A 16,539-nucleotide genomic window follows, 5' to 3' on the forward strand; every position below is an offset into this window, starting at 1 on the left:
GACCGCAACCGGCGTCGATTGACTAGTCTAATCGATCTCCACGATTTCAAGCAAAGCAGCGATTCTTGCGCGTGCTTTAACACTTTCATCCAGCAGGTTTACAGCATCTGCCAATGGTTTGTCCTCTATGCGTTCAGGCAGGCTGGCCAGTGCCTGTGTCGTCGCATTTAATTCAGCGAACTTTTCGTTCATATCCGAATTGGCCCGGCCTGGTAAATTTGCCAACCAGTAATATCTGTTTGCGGCCTGCACATCGCCGACCTCCTGCAACAAAGCTGCGGCGTTGGCAAAGTCGCGGCTGGCAATCATCGCCTCGATCCGCAAAGCATCGGCCGCCTTTGACGGGTCATCTGCCAATTCCAGCACTGCCTGATAGGGGCGACCAATTTGCAACGCGGCCTGCGCCCGTAGCAACGCCCGTTCCGCGCGCCTCGCGCGATCTTGGTGGCGGTTCGCAAGTTCCGCCGCTTGAGCGCCGAACCCCAGCTTCGTCAATCGCATGGACAGTGCAATAGCTGTATCGGTTGAAACAGCATCCTTCTGAGACTGTGAGAGAGACAGGCTTTGTCTCAAAAAAGCTAAGTCATCCGCACGTTCTGCAAGCAATTGCAGATGCCGGTCCAGCAGGGCAGGAACTTCTGCATTAACTGGCATTGTGTCGATCAGTGCAAAGGCCTGTTCGAATTCCTGTATCAGACCTAGTGCCACCACATGTGTTCGGGCCATCATAGGCCCCATATCGGTTTGGCGATATTCGATCGCATAGGCGGCGGCGAGATCCAGTTCCTGCGGCGAAACAGCCCCGCGATCGTTCCAGCGTTTTTCAATCAGACGCGCCAGGGCCAGCGGCGCCTCGGTCGAGGCTTCAGGCGCTTTGATCACTTCGGATAAGTGGCCTTCTTCTGATTGGCCATCCCCTTCGGCAGAGGCCACTTCGGCCTTGGCGTTGGAGAGTGAGGGTGATGTTTCCGATTCAACACGCTCTACCGACCGCAAAACACGCCGCGCCGCTTCAAGTTGCTCGGCGTCAACCAGAATTGAGGATAGCCGCGGGCCCAGACTGCGGCGCAGATGGTCGGGCAATCGAAAAAAGCTTTGTTCGATTGCCTCAACGCGCGCATCGGTTGTCAGTTTCCGTTCAGCCATCACAGCCCAAAGCGCGGCATCGCTGTCGCATCGCTGAAGGCCGTGAAATGGGCTGCGCTGGGAAAACGGCTGATCGTCAACGATACTTGCAATTGCCGCAACCCGTTGAGCCTCATCACTTTGCAAGCTCGAAAGGCTCAGCATTTGGAGGGCTTCCACGCCAAAACCGTAATAGGCATAAAGCTTGGACAAAGCCAAAGCGCGGTCTACGTCCAGCCTGTCGAACTCTTGAAACAGCTTTGCGCGCAGCCGTGCGACTTGGTCCAGGAAAGGCCGATCGTCTGCCCAGGTTTCAAATCCAAGCTCGACGCTTGTGAAACAGGTAGGTTTGGCTTCGATCTGCGGGAATTCAGAACCCAGCAGGGCATTGAGTTCATCAAATGCGGTCGAAAGCTCTACGTTTGAATTCAAAGCACCCGTCAAGGGTAGTGCCTGCAGCTCGGGCAGCCGTCTTGGTCCGATAGTAGCCAGATTCAGATCCAATACATCCCGATCCGCCCCTTGTAGAAGACGCGTCGATAGCTGCTCCTTGAAACTCTGCCCGCCAAGGGGCAACAAAGGCAATTCAATGGCTTCTGATGGGTTAGGGCGTGACGAAAGGTCGGGCTTGGGTGATGATCGGGGCGGGGGAATATTGGCTAGCAACGGCGGCAATATCGCGCCGGGCGCAATATCCAGAACGATCATCGAGTCGCGATAAAGAAATGCAGAAGCAACGCAGTCGCAGCCAAAATCCAGGTCCAGCCCATCCCCCGGCTGTTTCTGCGACAACGAGGCGAGGCGGTTTGTTGTCAGTCGACTGAACACGCCTCCGGTCTTGTAGGTCACATTGTCCAGATCGACGATCAAACGTGCCCCGCCTTTGCGGTGCTTAACGACCCAACCCGTGTTTGGCGGCACGTTAAACACAAGGCGTGTGTATCCGTCATGCTCACCCGAGCGGATTGTTACCTCTTGTGACGACGCCAGCGTTGCTGAGGCCATCAACGCGAATGCCAATACGACAAACCGGATCATGCGGCCGCCTGCTTAAGCTCTTTCAGGGCATCTTCCAACTCGGTGAAATCGGGGCGATTATGTGTGGGTGTGTTCTGTCGACCGACTTCAATACACATTGCAGCGTTGTGGTTGTGGAGATTGGCGACAAGCACCTCTTTTATCAGTTGGTAGAAATGGTTGTCCTCTTCCACCACGTTTTTCAACTTGCCTGCAAAAGGGCCAACCAGGCCATAGGCGAGGAAGACGCCCAGAAAAGTCCCAACCAGCGCCCCCCCGATCAGTTTACCCAACACCTCGGGCGGTTGATCAATCGAGCCCATGGTCTTAATCACTCCTAAAACCGCAGCAACGATGCCCAAGGCCGGTAGGCCGTCCGCTACGGTTTGCAATGCGTGACTTGAATGCATGGCGTGATGAAAATTCGCCTCCATCCGTTTATCCAGCACTTCTTCCACCTGATGCGGATCGTCATAGTTCATGGCGGCAGCGCGCATCGTGTCGCAGATCAGATCCACCGCCTCTTTGTCGGATTGAATCTTGGGATAAGCAGAAAACAGGCTCGAACTTTCGGGTTCTTCGATGTGTTGTTCCAACTCAACCGGGTTCGCGCGCGCAATACGGATCAATGAGAACAAAAGGCAGAGCAGGTCACGGTAATCTTCGGGCTTCCATTTTGGCCCTTTGAAAACCTTACCCATGTCCTTGATTGTGTGCTTGATGCCACCTGCATCATTGCTGATCAAAAAGGCCCCGACGGCAGCCCCGCCGATCATCATCATCTCGTATGGCAGCGATTTCAGGATGATTGTCATCTTACCGCCGGCTGCAAGGTAGCCGCCGAACACCATTACGAAAATGACGATAATTCCAACAATTCCAATCATTTGCGATCTCCAGGCATGTTCGAGGCAGGTGTGCGGTCCATGGGGTCTACTCTTGCGGTGCGGTCGCGTTGCGACCTGCCATCACAACGCTGATGGTATAGGCTGCATCCGGACTGAGACTGGCCAGTATGCTCGCCGCAGCCTCTGGCGGCATGCGTGACAGAAAGCCGGACGCAAAGGTTGGGTCCATCGTCTCAAACAACGCGGCCGCGTCTTTCGGCTTCATGTTCTGATAGACATCTGTCAGCTGGGTCAGGTCCGTTTCGGCGGCTTTGTCTGCCACGGCCAGGGTCGCACGCAGTGACTCTTCGGCCTCTTGCAAAGTGGCGAGGCGCATGTCGATGGCCTCATTGGCAATTTCCAAAGCCTTTTCCTTTTCCATCACCCTATCTTCGCGCTGTTTCACGCGTTCTTCACGGCGCAACAACTCGGCCAGAAGGCCCTCAACATCGCGCGCTTGCGTTGTTGCGTGTTTTTCTTTCGACTGCTCGACATCCGCGGATTTCGCCAGCGCTGGCCCGGCTTCCAGCCCGACACGAATAATCGCTGATCCGATCATCAACAGAGAGATGACCGTCAACACCCCCGCGCGCGGACGATTTTGCCCTTTATCCGCAGTTTTGGAACGCATCAGGTGGCCTCGTTCATGTTTCGGCCATGCCGGAAAAACATCAGCCCTTCGGGGGCTTTGGCAGGGGCCTCACTCAGTGTGTCCTCAGGCTGCGCTTCGGGCGGTTCCACGTCAGTTTCAGCAACTTCGTTCGCTACCTCAGACTTTGGTGCAGGCTCGACCAGAGGGTCCTTGATGTCGACCGTTTCGGGATCGGTCTCCTCTGCTGGAATCACGTCGTGCATCGAGGCCATCATCAGTTCCAGACGTTGCGCCACGCTTTCGGCGCGCTGAGTCAGATCCTTCAAAGACTCGCCTGACTGATCCGAAGCCGCGCGCGCATTGTCGAGGGATCTCTTCAACTCATCTGCCTGCGAGGACAGCACCGCAACAGCGCCGCCTACGCCCTTTTCAAGATCGGTAAACCGTCTGAGTCTGCGCGACAGAACAAAGCAATACAGCCCTGCACCCAGCGCGCCCGCGACCAGCAAAATATCCGCGATAAGCTCCAATTTCGCCTCCTAATTCAGTACAAATTCCATGACCAGAACATCGCGCACCCGACCTTCTCCAGTAACAATTTCAATGCGCCGCAGCAGGTGTCCTCTGATCCGGGTCAAAGCCATCGGATCTTCCAGATCCGAAACCCTGACCGCGCGCAGATAGCCGTTCAGCACATCCATGATTCGTGGTTGTATTTTTTCCACATCAGCGATGTACGGAGCGTTAACTTCGAGCTGCGCGTGAAATTTCAAATGACGCGCCTGGCTTTCGGTCAAAGAGATGACCACGGGCGGAAGATTCACGAAACCGACATCCGCAAGCGGTTCAGCCTTGGCGTCTTTCTTATCACTTTCGGCATATGTCTCCTCGGATTTTGCGCCGAAAGGCAGCAGGCCCGATGTGGTCAAAAAATATCCACCCGCGGCGCCAGCGACGGCCAGAATCAGCCCGATCAACAGACCCTTTTTCCCCTTTTTCTCAGGCGCTTCTGCCTCTTCTGCCGTTGCGTCTGTCATGACGTCCTCATCCATTCATTGTGAATCCGTCATAACCCGTCAGGGACTAACCGATTGTTAAGGGCAATGGTCCAAACAGAGAACGCGTCGGGCAGAATGTCGGCGAGTCGGAGGTGAGCGTGCAGCAGATCGGAACTGTCTGGGCAAGTTTGGACAGGCGAAAACAAATCATCGTTGCCGGCGCAGTTGTGCTGGTGTTTCTGGGAATTTTGGGCATGTCGCGGTTGGCGTCTGCGCCGTCGATGACGCTGCTTTATGCGGGGCTGGAAAGCGGCGCAGCGGGTGATATCGTCCGTTCGCTCGATCAACGCGGCGTGCCATATGAGATTCGCGGTGGGTCTATCTATGTGCCGGGCGGGCAACGGGATGAACTGCGGATGACCCTGGCCAGCGAAGGGTTGCCAGCAAACGGCAATCGCGGGTACGAGCTGCTCGATTCGCTAAGCGGGTTTGGCACCACCTCTCAGATGTTTGATGCCGCCTATTGGCGCGCCAAAGAGGGCGAGCTTGCGCGCACGATTGTTGGCAGCCCTCATGTCAGTCAGGCGCGCGTGCATATTGCCAACGGGTCTGCAAACCCGTTTCAACCCAGCGTGGCGCCGACTGCTTCGGTTTATCTGGTGTCTAGGGGAGCTGAAATCACCGGTGATCAGGCCAAGGCGATCCGGTTTCTTGTGTCTTCGGCGGTTAGCGGTTTGGCTCCGGAAAACGTGGCGGTGATCGATTCGAAAGGTGCGGTGATCGGAGGGCAGGAAACTGCTGCGGCTGCCGAAACGGCCGATGATAAATCACGCCAGCTGCGTGAGCGTGTTTTGCGTCTGGTTGAGGCGCGTGTCGGTGCGGGCAACGCGGTTGTCGAGGTCAGCGTTGATACAGTGACCAAAACCGAATCGATCCGCGAACGGCGTTTCGACCCCAAAGGCCGCGTTGCTATCAGCACCGATGTTGAGGAACGTTCGGACAGTGCCCGCAATCAATCATCGGATGTGACGGTGGCCTCGAACTTGCCCGATGGCGATGGGGCTGGCGGCGACGAATCGAACTCGAATGCGACCCAGACACGCGAGCGGGTGAATTACGAGGTCTCAGAAACCGAGCTTGAAGTGCATACTGCTCCCGGCGCCGTCAAACGCCTGACAGTCGCTGTGTTGGTCAATGGCACACGTGTGGTCGATGCTGCTGGGGCTGAAAGCTTTGCGCCACTTCCGCAGGACGAATTGGACGCGTTGCAAGAACTTGTTGCTTCGGCAGTGGGCTTCGATGCCGAGCGCGGGGATGTGATAACCCTGAAATCGCTGGATTTACCGGTGGTTGAGCCGCAAGGCACACTGGTATCCGCATCAATGTGGCAGAACGTTCATCTGGATGCGATGTCTCTGGTTCAGATGGCGGTTCTGGCGGCGGTTTCACTGGTTTTGGCACTGTTTGTCATTCGCCCGATCCTGATGAAACCTCCGGTGATGCCTGCCTTGCTGCCGGCGAGTGGGGATCCTGAGACTGAGAACGCGCAGGTGCTGACGGGTGAGATCGCCCCTGATGGTGCGTCTGAGTTTGCGCCTTTGGCCGCGCAAGCCGACGTGCCCGCTATTGGCGTCGATCAATCGCAGGATCCGGTGGATCGTTTGCGAGCGATGATCGGCGACAAGCAAGAGGAAACGGTCGAGATTCTGCGCAGCTGGCTGGAAGAAGGTGAGGAGCGTGTCTGATGTCGATCACCCATCTTCTTGAAGATTTCACCATACTTGCCGGAGGCGGTCGGGTTCATCTGCTGGACGAAGACGCCCTGGAAGAACAGCGCCTTGCGGCCTTTGAACAAGGTTACGGCGCGGGGTGGGAGGACGCAACGCAGGTGCAGGAACAAAGTCGTGGGCAGATTTCGTCTGAACTGGGGAAATCGCTTGAGGATATGTCGTTCACCTACACCGAGGCGGTTACCCGAATGTCCTTGTCGCTGGAACCGATGTTCGACAGCCTGACCCGGCTGGTTTTGCCCGACATGATCGATCGTGGCTTTGCCGCGCAAGTGGTCGAGCAATTGACCGAGATGGCGCGCGATCAGATTGGTCAGCCCATGCACGTCATGGTTCCCGAAGGTCGTGCAGCCGAGGTCGAAGCGATGTTGTCGGCACCTCTTAGTTCATCCCCAAAAGTCATTGAAGACCCCGCGTTAGAGCCGGGACAAGCCCGCCTGCAGGTGGGTATCTCTCGCAGCGAAGTGGATTGCCGTGCCATTTTGGCCTCGGTCGGACGGGCCTTTGATGCATATCTATTTGAAGCCAGAGAGGCATTAAAAAATGAGTGACCCCCAGATCCAGAAACCCGAAAAAGCCAACCCGTTCGACGCGGTCCCGATTGAGGTCACGGTCTCAGTGGGCCGTGCCCGCCCGTTGATCCGGGATTTGCTGAACATGGGCGAAAACGCTGTTTTGACGTTGGACAAACGGATCGAAGACCCGGTGGACTTATACGTTGGCGATCAATTGGTCGCGCGCGGCCTTCTGGAAGAGATGGAAGGTGATCAGGCCGGACAACTGGCCGTGCGCCTGACGGAAATCGCAGATTTGCAGAACGGGATCGGCTGATGCGCCTTCTGATCGGGCTGGTGCTTGCCGCAGCGGTGCTGACGCCGTCGCTAGCCGTGGCGCAAGACCTGAGCCTGTCGCTGGGTGACGGGGAATCGATCTCGGCGCGCACCATCCAGTTGATCCTTTTGATCACGGTCCTCAGCCTTGCGCCGGGGCTGGCGATCATGATCACTTGTTTCCCCTTTCTGATCACGGTTTTGTCGATCCTCCGTCAAGGGATCGGATTGCAGCAATCACCACCGAATATGCTGATTGTCAGCCTGGCCCTGTTCCTCACCTATTTCATCATGGACCCAGTCTTTACCGAGGCGTGGACAGCAGGAATACGCCCCATGATCGACGAAACGATGGAGGTGGAACCTGCACTTGAGCGCGCCTTGCAACCGTTTCGTGCCTTCATGGCTGCGCGTCTGGATGTAGATACGTTTCAAGCCATGGCGGCGCTGCGGCCGGGGGGTGACGCGATGGAATTGTCGCCCGAGGCACCACTGTCTGTCCTGATGCCGTCTTTCATGCTGTCAGAAATTGCGCGGGCCTTTCAGATCGGCTTCCTGATTTTCTTGCCGTTTCTGATTATCGATTTGGTTGTCGCGGCCGTGCTGATGTCGATGGGTATGATGATGGTCCCTCCGGCCATCGTCTCGTTGCCCTTCAAGCTGGCGTTCTTTGTGATTGCCGATGGTTGGGCCCTGATCGCCAGTGCGCTTGTGCGCAGCTACATGCCCTAGACGTGTCTGGGAAATGAAGGGCCGGGCGTCAAAGATAACAAAAGGGCCGCGCTGCCCGTGGCAAAGCGGCCCCTTGGATACGAAACCGAGACTTACGCGGTCCGGTTCAGATCTTTGATCAGCTGGTTGAGGTCTCCACTTCGGGCATCCAGCATAGCGCCGATCTCGGTCCGTTCGGTCAGCAGCAGGTTCACGCCTTCGATGAACATATTGTAGAACTTGTCGCGCCCGGATTTGTTCGACACCAGAAAGGTAACCTCGAACGGGGAGGAGCCCTGCAACTTTACCCGTGTTCTGACTTCGTAACCGGCGCGGATTTTGCGAGCGTTGCGCACCTGTACTTCGCCACCGATGAACTCTCGGAACCGGCGTCCATACTTGCGCGAAATATAGCTCTGAAAGGCTTTGGTGAATTGTTTCAGCTGCGCCGGGCTGGCGGTACGCGCATCGGCGCCAAGCGCATAGCGCGCCATGATCGGAACATCGGCATATTGCACGAAAATTTTCTCGAAATCGCGCAGCATGGCGCTTTCAGATTTGCCGGACGCGATCACGCGGTTGATCTCGGCCACAACACTATTCACCAGCGCCTTGGCGCTTGCTTCGGTCTGGGCAAAGGCGGATGCAGGTAGCGCAGTCAGCGCCAATCCGGTCAGGCTGGTGAAAACAAAATGACGTCGGTTCAAAGATTTACTCGGCATAGGGGTCCTCGTAAGGGTCTAGATAGGGGTCCCTGACAGGGTCGGTTCCGATTTCAGCATAGGGATCGGAGTACAAATCCAGATAGGCATCCTCATCATCGCGTGCCAGTTCAAAGCGGCGATTTTGCAAATAGATCAGTCGTGCCTGCGCATAGCTGTCGGCGCTTTCATACAGGATCGAGTCAACTGTATCCGAAAACCGCCCCCGGTCGCCCATACGGCGCACGATCTCGGCATAAACGCCAAGGTTGTCGGCGGGGCGCGTGGGGGTAAAGTTGATCGGGTTCGAGAACAGGTTGACCACAACGCCCACCGCATCGCGGGTTGTTGAGGGGCCGTAGAACGGCAGCTCGACATAGGCGCCCTCTCCAAATCCCCAGACATGTAGCGTTTCGCCGAAATCCGTATCCACGGGCGGCAGGTTCAGCTCATCAGCGGGTGCAGACAGGCCAAACCCGCCCACTGTCATGTTCACAACAAAACGCAGCAGCGCGTTGCCCATCTGTTTTGGATTGCCTTGCAGCAGATAATCGACGGCCTGACCAGGCAGCGAGATGTTTTCAGCAAAGGTGCTGAAACTGGTCACCATCGGATCGGGGACGATTTTGACATAACCTTTTGAGGCCGGGCGGAACAAAAACCGGTCAACACCCAGGTTGAACTTGTGGATGCCGCGGTTCGTTTTTTCGTAAGGGTCGAACACTTCGCCCCGGGCCGCCTGCTCCGATGGCTGCGTGGCGCAGGCGGACAGGATCGGCAACAGGGACAGCACAACAAGGTGTTTCAGACGCAATCTGCTCAACACGGTCTTTGCTACTCCAAAGTAATCCGGCCCATGATTGCCAGATGTTAAATCGATAATAGTGCCGCGTTGGCACAAGTCTTGGTCACATAAATGTTTCAGGTCCAAATTGAAACATCCAGCATTTAGCGCGTCTGCCTGCGCGTGGTAAAGTGACATCGCTTCAACACTGCGGAATAAGAGAAGTTATGCCCAGATAAACGCCACGTTCAAAAATGCCAGTTTCCTGCTTTCCCTGTCGCGCCCAAGGGGGTAGCGTCCGCCCGAGTCAAATCAGGGATGAGGATCATCGCATGAGTATCACCGCAAAACTGGAAAGCCTGGGCGTCAGCCTGCCCGACGCCCCTGCACCTGCCGCGAACTATGTACCTTTCGTGCGCGTGGGCAATATTGTCTATATTTCGGGCCAGATTTCCAAGGCGGATGATCTGATTACCGGCAAGCTGGGCGATGACATGGATGTCGAAGCGGGCGCTGCGGCGGCAAAGGTCTGCGCCATCAACCTTCTGGCACAGGTCAAAGCGGCCTGCGGTGGTGACATTGAGAAACTGGAGCGCGTGATCAAGCTGACCGGCTTTGTGAATTCGACCGCTGATTTCACCGCGCAGCCGCAGGTGATCAATGGCGCGTCCGATTTCCTGGTCGAGGCGCTGGGCGACGCGGGGCGTCATTCCCGCTCGGCCGTCAGCGCGGCCTCTCTGCCCTTGGGCGTTGCGGTTGAAATCGAAGGCATTTTCGAGGTCCAATGACCCCGAAACTGCCAGCCGAATTTCTGCAGGCTCCGATTGCGCATCGAGCCCTGCATGACATCTCGGATCGTCGCCCGGAAAACAGCCGGGCGGCTATTCGTGCAGCGGTGGACGCCGGGTACGGGATTGAGATTGATCTGCAACTGACGTCGGACAACCGCGCCATGGTCTTTCATGACTATGATATGGCGCGTCTGACCGGACAGGCAGGTCCGATCCGGCGGATCACCTCGGCGCAAGCGGCGGACGTCCCCTTGCTGCATGGCGATGATGGTATTCCCGCTTTGGATGAGGTGCTGGCGATGGTCGCCGGAAAGGTGCCTTTGCTGATCGAACTAAAAGATCAGGATGGCGCGATGGGTACCGATATTGGCCCGCTTGAGGCGGATGCCGTGCGGGCCCTGCAGGGCTACAAGGGCCCGGTGGCGTTGATGTCCTTCAACCCCAACAGCGTGGCTGAATTGGCGCGCTTGGCGCCGCATCTGCCGCGCGGGATCGTGACCAGCTCTTATGATCCGCGGGATTGGCCTCTGTCAGACAGCATTTGTGATCATCTGCGCGGCATCCCGGATTTTGACCGGGTGGGGGCCAGCTTCATCAGCCATGAGGTTCACGACCTGCACCGCCCCCGTGTTGCCGAGCTAAAGGCACAGGGCGTTCCGATTCTGTGCTGGACAGTGCGTTCGCCCGAACAAGAGGCAAAAGCCCGCGACATTGCCGACAATGTGACCTTCGAGGGGTATTTGGCCGCCCATCCGGGTTGAACCTGCCCCGCACTGTCACAGATAAAGAACAGACGCGGAGGGTACATGGATCAGGCTCAGATCGAAGTTCAGGTGCTGAGCTCTCTGTCGCAGATTTCTGCGGCAGAGTGGGATGCCTGCGCTTGCCCCGAGGCCGAAGATGGCGGGCGCCCTCTGGATCCGTTCACCACCCATCGGTTTCTGTTGGCGCTGGAAAACAGCGGATCGGTCGGGTCAGGAACTGGCTGGCACCCGCAATACCTGACCAGCTATCTGGACGGAATGCTGATCGCCGCCGCGCCGATGTATGCCAAGTCGCACAGTCAGGGCGAATACATTTTCGACCATAGTTGGGCCCATGCTTATGAAAATGCGGGCGGGCGCTACTATCCTAAACTGCAAATTGCCGTTCCCTTCACGCCCGCAACCGGGCGGCGATTTTTGGTGCGACCAGGTTATGAGGCGATTGGCATGTCCGCGCTGGTGCAGGGCGCGGTACAACTGGCGGCTGACAATCAGGTTTCATCCCTGCACGCAACCTTCTGCACCGAGGATGAGGCGCTTGCGGGTGAGCAGATGGGCCTGATGCTGCGCAGCTCGCAGCAGTTTCACTGGTTGAACGACGCATATGCGGATTTCGACGGGTTTCTTGCGGCCTTGTCCTCGCGCAAACGCAAAAATATCCGCAAAGAACGGGCGCAGGCAAACGGGTTCGGTGGTGAGATCATCACTTTGACCGGGTCAGAGCTGCGCCCCGAACACTGGAATGCGTTCTGGCAGTTTTATCAGGATACTGGTGCCCGCAAGTGGGGCTCACCCTATCTGACGCGGCAGTTCTTTGACATCGCGCAGGACACGATGGCGGATGACATGGCGCTGGTTCTGGCCGTGCGCGACGGTTATCCGGTTGCAGGGGCGTTGAACTTTATCGGGCGCGAAACGCTTTTTGGTCGGTATTGGGGCTGTGTCGAACACCACGCCTGCCTGCATTTCGAACTGTGTTACTATCGCGCGATTGATTTTGCGATTGCCCAGGGTTTGCTTCGGGTCGAGGCAGGTGCGCAGGGCGAGCACAAATTGGCGCGCGGCTATCTGCCGACGCGCACGCATAGCTTGCATTGGGTCGGTGATCCGAGTTTTGCTGATGCTGTCAAAAGATATCTGGACGCCGAAGGCCGCGCCGTAGGAGAAGAGATTGAAATCTTGACTGATTACGGACCCTTCAGAAAATCGAACCCGGAGGAACAGCAATGACCGAGCTTTTGTCGACCGAGACCCGAGGCCCCCTACTGGATCCGCTGTTTAGCAACGGTTGGACAATGGTTGAAGGCCGGGATGCTATCACCAAAACCTTTATTTTCGACAATTTTGTTGCCGCCTTTGGTTGGATGACACAGGTGGCGATCTGGGCCGAGAAATGGAACCATCACCCGGAATGGTTCAACGTCTACCGCACGGTCGAAGTTGTGCTGTCCACCCACGATGTGGGCGGTTTGTCGTCTCTGGATGCCAAACTGGCACGCAAGATGGACAGTCTAGTCTAGCCTCGATCTCCGCGCGATCCCATTCCACCGGCCAATGAGGCGGCGACGCCCATCTGTTCAAACTCGGCCGGTGTCACGGTTCCGTCACTGACATTGATGTTGCCCGGAATTCCGGTTGTGCGGTTGCCCACCTGACGCACGCTACGCGCGGCCGGATTAATATCCAGACACTTTGTATTGTAGCAGGTCAAACCACTGGTATTGATCTGAATGCGGGCTTGGCCATCCGGCCCCGTTATGACTGGGGCTTGGGGCACATCGCATGCGCAAAGGGCGGCAAGCGCCCCAAAGGCGATCCATTTGTTCATACCACGCTCCTGTTCAGAGTTGGCCTAGTCCAGCTGGCCGTTTCCGTCCTGATCCGCAGTGGTGAAATCATTGCCCATCTGCGCGTCGTATTCTGCCCTTGAGATAAAGCTATCGTCGTTCCGGTCAACGTTTTGAAACTGTTTGATGTCCAGAAACGGCTTGGCCTCATCCAATCCCAGCGTGCCGTTCTTATCCTCGTCCATCGTCTGAAACGCGTAGTCGGAAAAGGCGTTGAATTCGTCCTTGGACAGGAACCCGTCATTGTTGGCGTCAATGGCGCGCAATTCGTTTTCGTGTAGCTCGGCCACGGTTTCCGCTTGGGCCGCACCGGTCAGTGCCACTGAAGCGATCAGAAAAAACGGTTTCATCTTCAATGTTTTCAACATGCGAACCTCTGCCCTTCGATGCCACCCGCAGCAGCGCCTGCCGCAGTCAGGATGGTTTTGCCGGAACCGCCTCCGAACTGATTGCCAATTGCACCGCCGATCAAAGCGCCGCCTAATGTGCCGCCGAGGCAGGCGATCTCATGCTGGCGCGCGGCTTGTTGTTGCGGGGTCGGGGCGGGGCCGCAGGCTGCCAAAGCACCTGTACAGGCCGCGCAGAGGGTTAAAAATCTGAGTTTCATCAATCAACTCCCGTGTTTATGCGTCAAGTATTCGCGCAATGGGGTGTTGTCGCAAGTTAAATAGGGTTCATCTGGCCCCGACACAGGCCGGGGCCAGATCGGTTCAGATTGCGTCCAGCAGCGCCTCGCCAGCCGAGACTTCGCACATCCCTGGGTTTTCTTCCAGGTTCAGCGCGACAACCTTGCCGTCCTCGACCAGCATCGCATAGCGTTTGGACCGCGCGATCAGACCCACGGGTGGTGCATCGAAATCCATGCCGAGGGCTTTGGTGAATTCCGATGTGGCATCGCCCAGCATGGTCAGCCCCGCCGCAGCCGCGCCGGTGGATTCGCCCCAGGCATGCATAACAAACGGGTCGTTGACAGAAACGCAGATCACCTCGTCTACACCTTTTGCGTCGAACTGATCCTTGGTCCGGATAAAGCTGGGGACATGGGCGGTGGTGCAGGTGCCGGTATAGGCACCCGGCACCGCGAAGATCACCACTTTCCGACCTTTGGTTTTGTCGGAAATCCGCACTTCTTCCGGGCCTTCCGCACCCATTTGGGTTAACGTGGCATCGGGCAGCGTGTCACCTGTTGAAATCATTTCTTACCTCCTGTCGTTTGGATTTGCAGAGTCGGGCTTTGCCGCAATATAGGTGGTCGCGTGGATGAGACCACGGTAATTCGACAGGGTGGGAGGAACATGAGCCATATTGTCGTGATCGGTGCCGGACAAGCGGGCGCTTCGCTTGTCGCGCGGCTGCGCAAAGACGGGTTCGAAGGGGACATCACCCTGATCGGGGCTGAACCGCATCCGCCCTACCAGCGCCCGCCCTTATCCAAGGCTTATCTGCTGGGTGAAATGGAATTGGAGCGCTTGTTCCTGCGACCCGAGAGCTTCTATGCCGAAAACAACATCACTCTGCGCCTGGGGCAGCGTGTCACCGCAATTGATCCGCAGGCCAAGACGGTGACGGTTGGCGATGATGCCATTTCCTACGACGAACTGGCGCTGACTACTGGATCGGACCCGCGCTATCTCCCCGCCGCGATCGGAGGTGATCTGCAGGGCGTACATGTGGTACGCGATCTGGCGCATATCGATGAGATGGAGCCCCGTGTCACCGAAGGCGCACGCGCGTTGATCGTGGGTGGCGGCTATATCGGGCTTGAAGCCGCGGCCGTCTGTGCCAAGCGCGGGGTCAAAGTGACTCTGGTAGAGATGGCCGAGCGTATCTTGCAACGTGTCGCTGCGAAGGAAACCAGCGATTACTTCCGTGCGCTGCACAGCGAATACGGTGCGGATATCCGCGAAGGCGTTGGGTTGGATCGGCTGATCGGTGACAGCGGCAGAGTGGTCGGCGCCGTTTTGACGGACGGGTCCGAGATCGAGGTAGATTTCGTGGTTGTCGGTGTTGGCATCGCCCCATCGACACAACTGGCCGAGATGGCGGGGCTGGAACTGGACAACGGCATTAAAACCGACGCGCATGGCCGTACCTCTGACCCATCGATCTGGGCGGCAGGCGATTGTGCATCCTTCCCGCATGGCGAAGGGCGTATTCGTCTTGAAAGCGTCCCAAACGCTATCGACCAGGCCGAGATTGTCGCTCAGAACATGCTGGGTGCCGCCAAGGACTACACCGCAACGCCGTGGTTCTGGTCAGATCAATATGACGTCAAACTACAAATCGCTGGGCTGAACACGGGGTATGACCGGGTTGTGACCCGCAAAGGCGAGGGCGCGACGGTGTCGTTCTGGTACTACAAGGGCGATCAGCTGATCGCGGTCGACGCAATGAATGATCCCCGTGCCTACATGGTTGGCAAACGCCTGATCGATGCGGGCAAGACAGCTGATCCATCCGTGGTCGCAGACCCGGAAGCGGACCTGAAGCCGCTACTCAAAGCGTGAGGATCATCGCCGGAGACTTCCGGGGCCGCGCCTTGGCCTCCGTCGGCAGGGGCGATGCGGGCGCGCATCTGCGCCCCACCACTGACCGGGTGCGTGAAAGCCTGTTCAACGTCCTGATGCATCAGATCGACTTCGACGGTCTGCGCGTGTTGGACCTGTTTGCAGGCACCGGCGCACTGGGGCTTGAGGCGCTGTCGCGCGGCGCGTCCCATGTCACGTTTGTCGATGACGGTCGGGTTGCGCAGGGTTTGATCCGCAAGAATATCGAGCTGACGGGCAGCCGGACGCAGAGTGATCTGATCCGGCGCGATGCAACCCGCCTTGGTGACAATCCCGGCGCGCCATATGACCTTGTCTTTCTTGACCCGCCCTATGGCAAATCCCTGGGCCAGAAGGCATTAGCCATGGCGGGGCAGGGCGGATGGCTCGCCACCGATGCCCTGATTGTCTGGGAAGAGAGTGCCTCGATGCCTGCGCCCGAAGGGTTCGATCTGCGCGACCAGCGAAAATATGGCGACACGCATATCTCACTGATGTGGCGCACAGAGGGCTAAGATGCACGATCTGGTAATCTTCGATTGCGATGGCGTTCTGGTCGATAGCGAGCCACTGATGAACCAGGTGATGATCGATAGTCTGGCCCAGTATGGCCTGCACCTGACCATGGCCGAGTGTATGGATACGTTCGTCGGCACCACCATGGCCCGCGCGCAGGAGATCGCGGGCGAAATGGGCGCCGCCCTGCTCGGCGACTGGATCGATGAAGTCTACGCAGAAACCTATGCCCGGCTGCGCAACGGTGTGCCGCTGGTCAAAGGCATACCCGAATTGCTGACAATCCTGGACACGCAAGGCCTGCCGTTCTGCGTCGCTTCAAATGGCCATGTCGAGAAGATGAAGATCACGCTGGGCCAGCATGGTCTTTGGGACCGGTTTCAGAATGTGATGTTCTCGGCCTATACAATCGGCGTTGGAAAACCGGACCCGACCATGTTTCGCACCGCTGCCGCGCAGTTTGGGGCCAAATCTCCGGTTGTGATCGAAGACAGCGCCAGCGGTGTGACCGCAGCCATCCGCGCCGATATGCGTTGTTTGGCTTACGCACCACATGGGGGTGGCGCGAGCCTTGCAGAGCTTGGGGCGGAGGTCTTTGAGGATATGGCAGCAGTTCCCGATCTTTTGGGGATTTGATCGA

Annotated in this window: 22 protein-coding genes; 11 read left to right on the forward strand and 11 right to left on the reverse strand. The window is 57.5% G+C overall.

The window, feature by feature from the left end; translation table 11 throughout:
* Positions 1-27 precede the first annotated feature (27 nt).
* The 5 genes from AC2FFE_RS17240 to AC2FFE_RS17260 are packed head-to-tail and all read right to left on the reverse strand — an operon-like array spanning position 28 to position 4,658.
* Complete coding sequence (locus AC2FFE_RS17240) at positions 28-2,163, reverse strand: hypothetical protein (RefSeq protein ID WP_496847215.1); 2,136 nt, start codon at positions 2,161-2,163, stop codon at positions 28-30.
* Complete coding sequence (gene motA, locus AC2FFE_RS17245; protein WP_496820552.1) at positions 2,160-3,029, reverse strand: flagellar motor stator protein MotA; 870 nt, start codon at positions 3,027-3,029, stop codon at positions 2,160-2,162. Before motA ends, AC2FFE_RS17240 begins: the two co-directional genes overlap by 4 nt.
* Positions 3,030-3,075: 46 nt before the next feature.
* Positions 3,076-3,660 carry a MotE family protein gene (locus AC2FFE_RS17250; RefSeq protein WP_496820553.1) on the reverse strand — a complete coding sequence of 195 codons (585 nt, stop codon included), beginning with the start codon at positions 3,658-3,660 and terminating at the stop codon, positions 3,076-3,078.
* Positions 3,660-4,151: a hypothetical protein gene (locus AC2FFE_RS17255; protein ID WP_496820555.1), complete on the reverse strand. Its 492-nt coding sequence runs from the start codon at positions 4,149-4,151 to the stop codon at positions 3,660-3,662. The genes AC2FFE_RS17250 and AC2FFE_RS17255 overlap by 1 nt, the downstream gene beginning before the upstream one ends.
* A 9-nt stretch (positions 4,152-4,160) precedes the next feature.
* Positions 4,161-4,658 (reverse strand): flagellar basal body-associated FliL family protein, encoded by a 498-nt coding sequence (locus AC2FFE_RS17260; RefSeq protein ID WP_496820556.1) that lies wholly within the window; start codon positions 4,656-4,658, stop codon positions 4,161-4,163.
* 119 nt (positions 4,659-4,777) lie between these two features.
* Between AC2FFE_RS17260 and fliF the strand changes: the two genes are divergently transcribed.
* The 4 genes from fliF to fliP are packed head-to-tail and all read left to right on the forward strand — an operon-like array spanning position 4,778 to position 7,971.
* The gene (gene fliF, locus AC2FFE_RS17265; RefSeq protein ID WP_496820557.1) at positions 4,778-6,364 is read left to right on the forward strand and encodes a flagellar basal-body MS-ring/collar protein FliF; all 1,587 of its coding nucleotides are present in this window, start codon (positions 4,778-4,780) and stop codon (positions 6,362-6,364) included.
* The gene (locus tag AC2FFE_RS17270; RefSeq protein WP_496847216.1) at positions 6,364-6,960 is read left to right on the forward strand and encodes a FliH/SctL family protein; all 597 of its coding nucleotides are present in this window, start codon (positions 6,364-6,366) and stop codon (positions 6,958-6,960) included. Before fliF ends, AC2FFE_RS17270 begins: the two co-directional genes overlap by 1 nt.
* Positions 6,953-7,240 (forward strand): FliM/FliN family flagellar motor switch protein, encoded by a 288-nt coding sequence (locus AC2FFE_RS17275; RefSeq protein WP_496847217.1) that lies wholly within the window; start codon positions 6,953-6,955, stop codon positions 7,238-7,240. Before AC2FFE_RS17270 ends, AC2FFE_RS17275 begins: the two co-directional genes overlap by 8 nt.
* Positions 7,240-7,971: a flagellar type III secretion system pore protein FliP gene (fliP, locus tag AC2FFE_RS17280; RefSeq protein WP_496820561.1), complete on the forward strand. Its 732-nt coding sequence runs from the start codon at positions 7,240-7,242 to the stop codon at positions 7,969-7,971. The genes AC2FFE_RS17275 and fliP overlap by 1 nt, the downstream gene beginning before the upstream one ends.
* A gap of 92 nt (positions 7,972-8,063) precedes the next feature.
* Here fliP and AC2FFE_RS17285 read toward each other — a convergent pair whose 3' ends face one another.
* Together AC2FFE_RS17285 and AC2FFE_RS17290 are read right to left on the reverse strand one after the other, a co-directional pair.
* Complete coding sequence (locus AC2FFE_RS17285; RefSeq protein WP_496847218.1) at positions 8,064-8,672, reverse strand: MlaC/ttg2D family ABC transporter substrate-binding protein; 609 nt, start codon at positions 8,670-8,672, stop codon at positions 8,064-8,066.
* Positions 8,662-9,477: an MlaA family lipoprotein gene (locus AC2FFE_RS17290; protein WP_480551044.1), complete on the reverse strand. Its 816-nt coding sequence runs from the start codon at positions 9,475-9,477 to the stop codon at positions 8,662-8,664. The genes AC2FFE_RS17285 and AC2FFE_RS17290 overlap by 11 nt, the downstream gene beginning before the upstream one ends.
* Before the next feature lie 290 nt (positions 9,478-9,767).
* Between AC2FFE_RS17290 and AC2FFE_RS17295 the strand changes: the two genes are divergently transcribed.
* From AC2FFE_RS17295 to AC2FFE_RS17310, 4 genes are read left to right on the forward strand one after another with little or no spacing between them, the layout of a single operon-like run.
* Positions 9,768-10,223, forward strand: coding sequence for a RidA family protein (locus AC2FFE_RS17295; protein ID WP_496847219.1), 456 nt, complete (start codon positions 9,768-9,770; stop codon positions 10,221-10,223).
* The gene (locus AC2FFE_RS17300) at positions 10,220-10,987 is read left to right on the forward strand and encodes a glycerophosphodiester phosphodiesterase family protein (protein WP_496847220.1); all 768 of its coding nucleotides are present in this window, start codon (positions 10,220-10,222) and stop codon (positions 10,985-10,987) included. The genes AC2FFE_RS17295 and AC2FFE_RS17300 overlap by 4 nt, the downstream gene beginning before the upstream one ends.
* Before the next feature lie 45 nt (positions 10,988-11,032).
* Positions 11,033-12,220 (forward strand): GNAT family N-acetyltransferase, encoded by a 1,188-nt coding sequence (locus AC2FFE_RS17305; RefSeq protein WP_496847221.1) that lies wholly within the window; start codon positions 11,033-11,035, stop codon positions 12,218-12,220.
* Positions 12,217-12,510 (forward strand): 4a-hydroxytetrahydrobiopterin dehydratase, encoded by a 294-nt coding sequence (locus AC2FFE_RS17310; RefSeq protein ID WP_480551051.1) that lies wholly within the window; start codon positions 12,217-12,219, stop codon positions 12,508-12,510. The genes AC2FFE_RS17305 and AC2FFE_RS17310 overlap by 4 nt, the downstream gene beginning before the upstream one ends.
* Here AC2FFE_RS17310 and AC2FFE_RS17315 read toward each other — a convergent pair.
* From AC2FFE_RS17315 to AC2FFE_RS17330, 4 genes are all read right to left on the reverse strand, one after another.
* A complete protein-coding gene (locus AC2FFE_RS17315; RefSeq protein WP_496847222.1) occupies positions 12,507-12,818 on the reverse strand; it encodes a hypothetical protein in 312 nt (103 codons plus the stop codon). The genes AC2FFE_RS17310 and AC2FFE_RS17315 overlap by 4 nt on opposite strands.
* A 24-nt stretch (positions 12,819-12,842) precedes the next feature.
* Positions 12,843-13,205, reverse strand: coding sequence for an EF-hand domain-containing protein (locus AC2FFE_RS17320; RefSeq protein WP_496847223.1), 363 nt, complete (start codon positions 13,203-13,205; stop codon positions 12,843-12,845).
* Entirely contained in the window at positions 13,199-13,444 is a 246-nt protein-coding gene (locus AC2FFE_RS17325; protein ID WP_496847224.1) for a glycine zipper 2TM domain-containing protein, read from the reverse strand. Before AC2FFE_RS17325 ends, AC2FFE_RS17320 begins: the two co-directional genes overlap by 7 nt.
* A 103-nt stretch (positions 13,445-13,547) precedes the next feature.
* Complete coding sequence (locus AC2FFE_RS17330; protein WP_496847225.1) at positions 13,548-14,033, reverse strand: peroxiredoxin; 486 nt, start codon at positions 14,031-14,033, stop codon at positions 13,548-13,550.
* Positions 14,034-14,132: 99 nt separating this feature from the next.
* Between AC2FFE_RS17330 and AC2FFE_RS17335 the strand changes: the two genes are divergently transcribed.
* Genes AC2FFE_RS17335 through AC2FFE_RS17345 form a run of 3 tightly spaced genes read left to right on the forward strand, consistent with a single transcriptional unit; the run spans position 14,133 to position 16,535 of the window.
* Positions 14,133-15,344, forward strand: coding sequence for an NAD(P)/FAD-dependent oxidoreductase (locus AC2FFE_RS17335; RefSeq protein ID WP_496847226.1), 1,212 nt, complete (start codon positions 14,133-14,135; stop codon positions 15,342-15,344).
* Positions 15,341-15,898: a 16S rRNA (guanine(966)-N(2))-methyltransferase RsmD gene (gene rsmD / locus AC2FFE_RS17340; RefSeq protein WP_496820574.1), complete on the forward strand. Its 558-nt coding sequence runs from the start codon at positions 15,341-15,343 to the stop codon at positions 15,896-15,898. Before AC2FFE_RS17335 ends, rsmD begins: the two co-directional genes overlap by 4 nt.
* Before the next feature lies 1 nt (position 15,899).
* Entirely contained in the window at positions 15,900-16,535 is a 636-nt protein-coding gene (locus tag AC2FFE_RS17345) for an HAD family hydrolase (RefSeq protein WP_496820575.1), read from the forward strand.
* Positions 16,536-16,539: the final 4 nt, after the last annotated feature.

It is taken from the genome of Ruegeria sp. YTSA168, assembly GCF_059610045.1.

What these genes read in the sequence shown, in the direction of transcription:
- AC2FFE_RS17300 (WP_496847220.1), top strand. Translation starts at nt 10,220, where the DNA reads ATGACCCCGAAACTGCCAGCCGAATTTCTGCAGGCTCCGATTGCGCAT.
- AC2FFE_RS17275 (WP_496847217.1), top strand. Translation starts at nt 6,953, where the DNA reads ATGAGTGACCCCCAGATCCAGAAACCCGAAAAAGCCAACCCGTTCGAC.
- AC2FFE_RS17250 (WP_496820553.1), bottom strand. Translation starts at nt 3,660, where the DNA reads ATGCGTTCCAAAACTGCGGATAAAGGGCAAAATCGTCCGCGCGCGGGG.
- AC2FFE_RS17320 (WP_496847223.1), bottom strand. Translation starts at nt 13,205, where the DNA reads ATGTTGAAAACATTGAAGATGAAACCGTTTTTTCTGATCGCTTCAGTG.
- AC2FFE_RS17295 (WP_496847219.1), top strand. Translation starts at nt 9,768, where the DNA reads ATGAGTATCACCGCAAAACTGGAAAGCCTGGGCGTCAGCCTGCCCGAC.
- AC2FFE_RS17325 (WP_496847224.1), bottom strand. Translation starts at nt 13,444, where the DNA reads ATGAAACTCAGATTTTTAACCCTCTGCGCGGCCTGTACAGGTGCTTTG.
- AC2FFE_RS17240 (WP_496847215.1), bottom strand. Translation starts at nt 2,163, where the DNA reads ATGATCCGGTTTGTCGTATTGGCATTCGCGTTGATGGCCTCAGCAACG.
- AC2FFE_RS17260 (WP_496820556.1), bottom strand. Translation starts at nt 4,658, where the DNA reads ATGACAGACGCAACGGCAGAAGAGGCAGAAGCGCCTGAGAAAAAGGGG.
- AC2FFE_RS17305 (WP_496847221.1), top strand. Translation starts at nt 11,033, where the DNA reads ATGGATCAGGCTCAGATCGAAGTTCAGGTGCTGAGCTCTCTGTCGCAG.
- AC2FFE_RS17270 (WP_496847216.1), top strand. Translation starts at nt 6,364, where the DNA reads ATGTCGATCACCCATCTTCTTGAAGATTTCACCATACTTGCCGGAGGC.
- AC2FFE_RS17335 (WP_496847226.1), top strand. Translation starts at nt 14,133, where the DNA reads ATGAGCCATATTGTCGTGATCGGTGCCGGACAAGCGGGCGCTTCGCTT.
- AC2FFE_RS17315 (WP_496847222.1), bottom strand. Translation starts at nt 12,818, where the DNA reads ATGAACAAATGGATCGCCTTTGGGGCGCTTGCCGCCCTTTGCGCATGC.
- AC2FFE_RS17310 (WP_480551051.1), top strand. Translation starts at nt 12,217, where the DNA reads ATGACCGAGCTTTTGTCGACCGAGACCCGAGGCCCCCTACTGGATCCG.
- fliP (WP_496820561.1), top strand. Translation starts at nt 7,240, where the DNA reads ATGCGCCTTCTGATCGGGCTGGTGCTTGCCGCAGCGGTGCTGACGCCG.
- AC2FFE_RS17330 (WP_496847225.1), bottom strand. Translation starts at nt 14,033, where the DNA reads ATGATTTCAACAGGTGACACGCTGCCCGATGCCACGTTAACCCAAATG.
- motA (WP_496820552.1), bottom strand. Translation starts at nt 3,029, where the DNA reads ATGATTGGAATTGTTGGAATTATCGTCATTTTCGTAATGGTGTTCGGC.
- AC2FFE_RS17345 (WP_496820575.1), top strand. Translation starts at nt 15,900, where the DNA reads ATGCACGATCTGGTAATCTTCGATTGCGATGGCGTTCTGGTCGATAGC.
- AC2FFE_RS17285 (WP_496847218.1), bottom strand. Translation starts at nt 8,672, where the DNA reads ATGCCGAGTAAATCTTTGAACCGACGTCATTTTGTTTTCACCAGCCTG.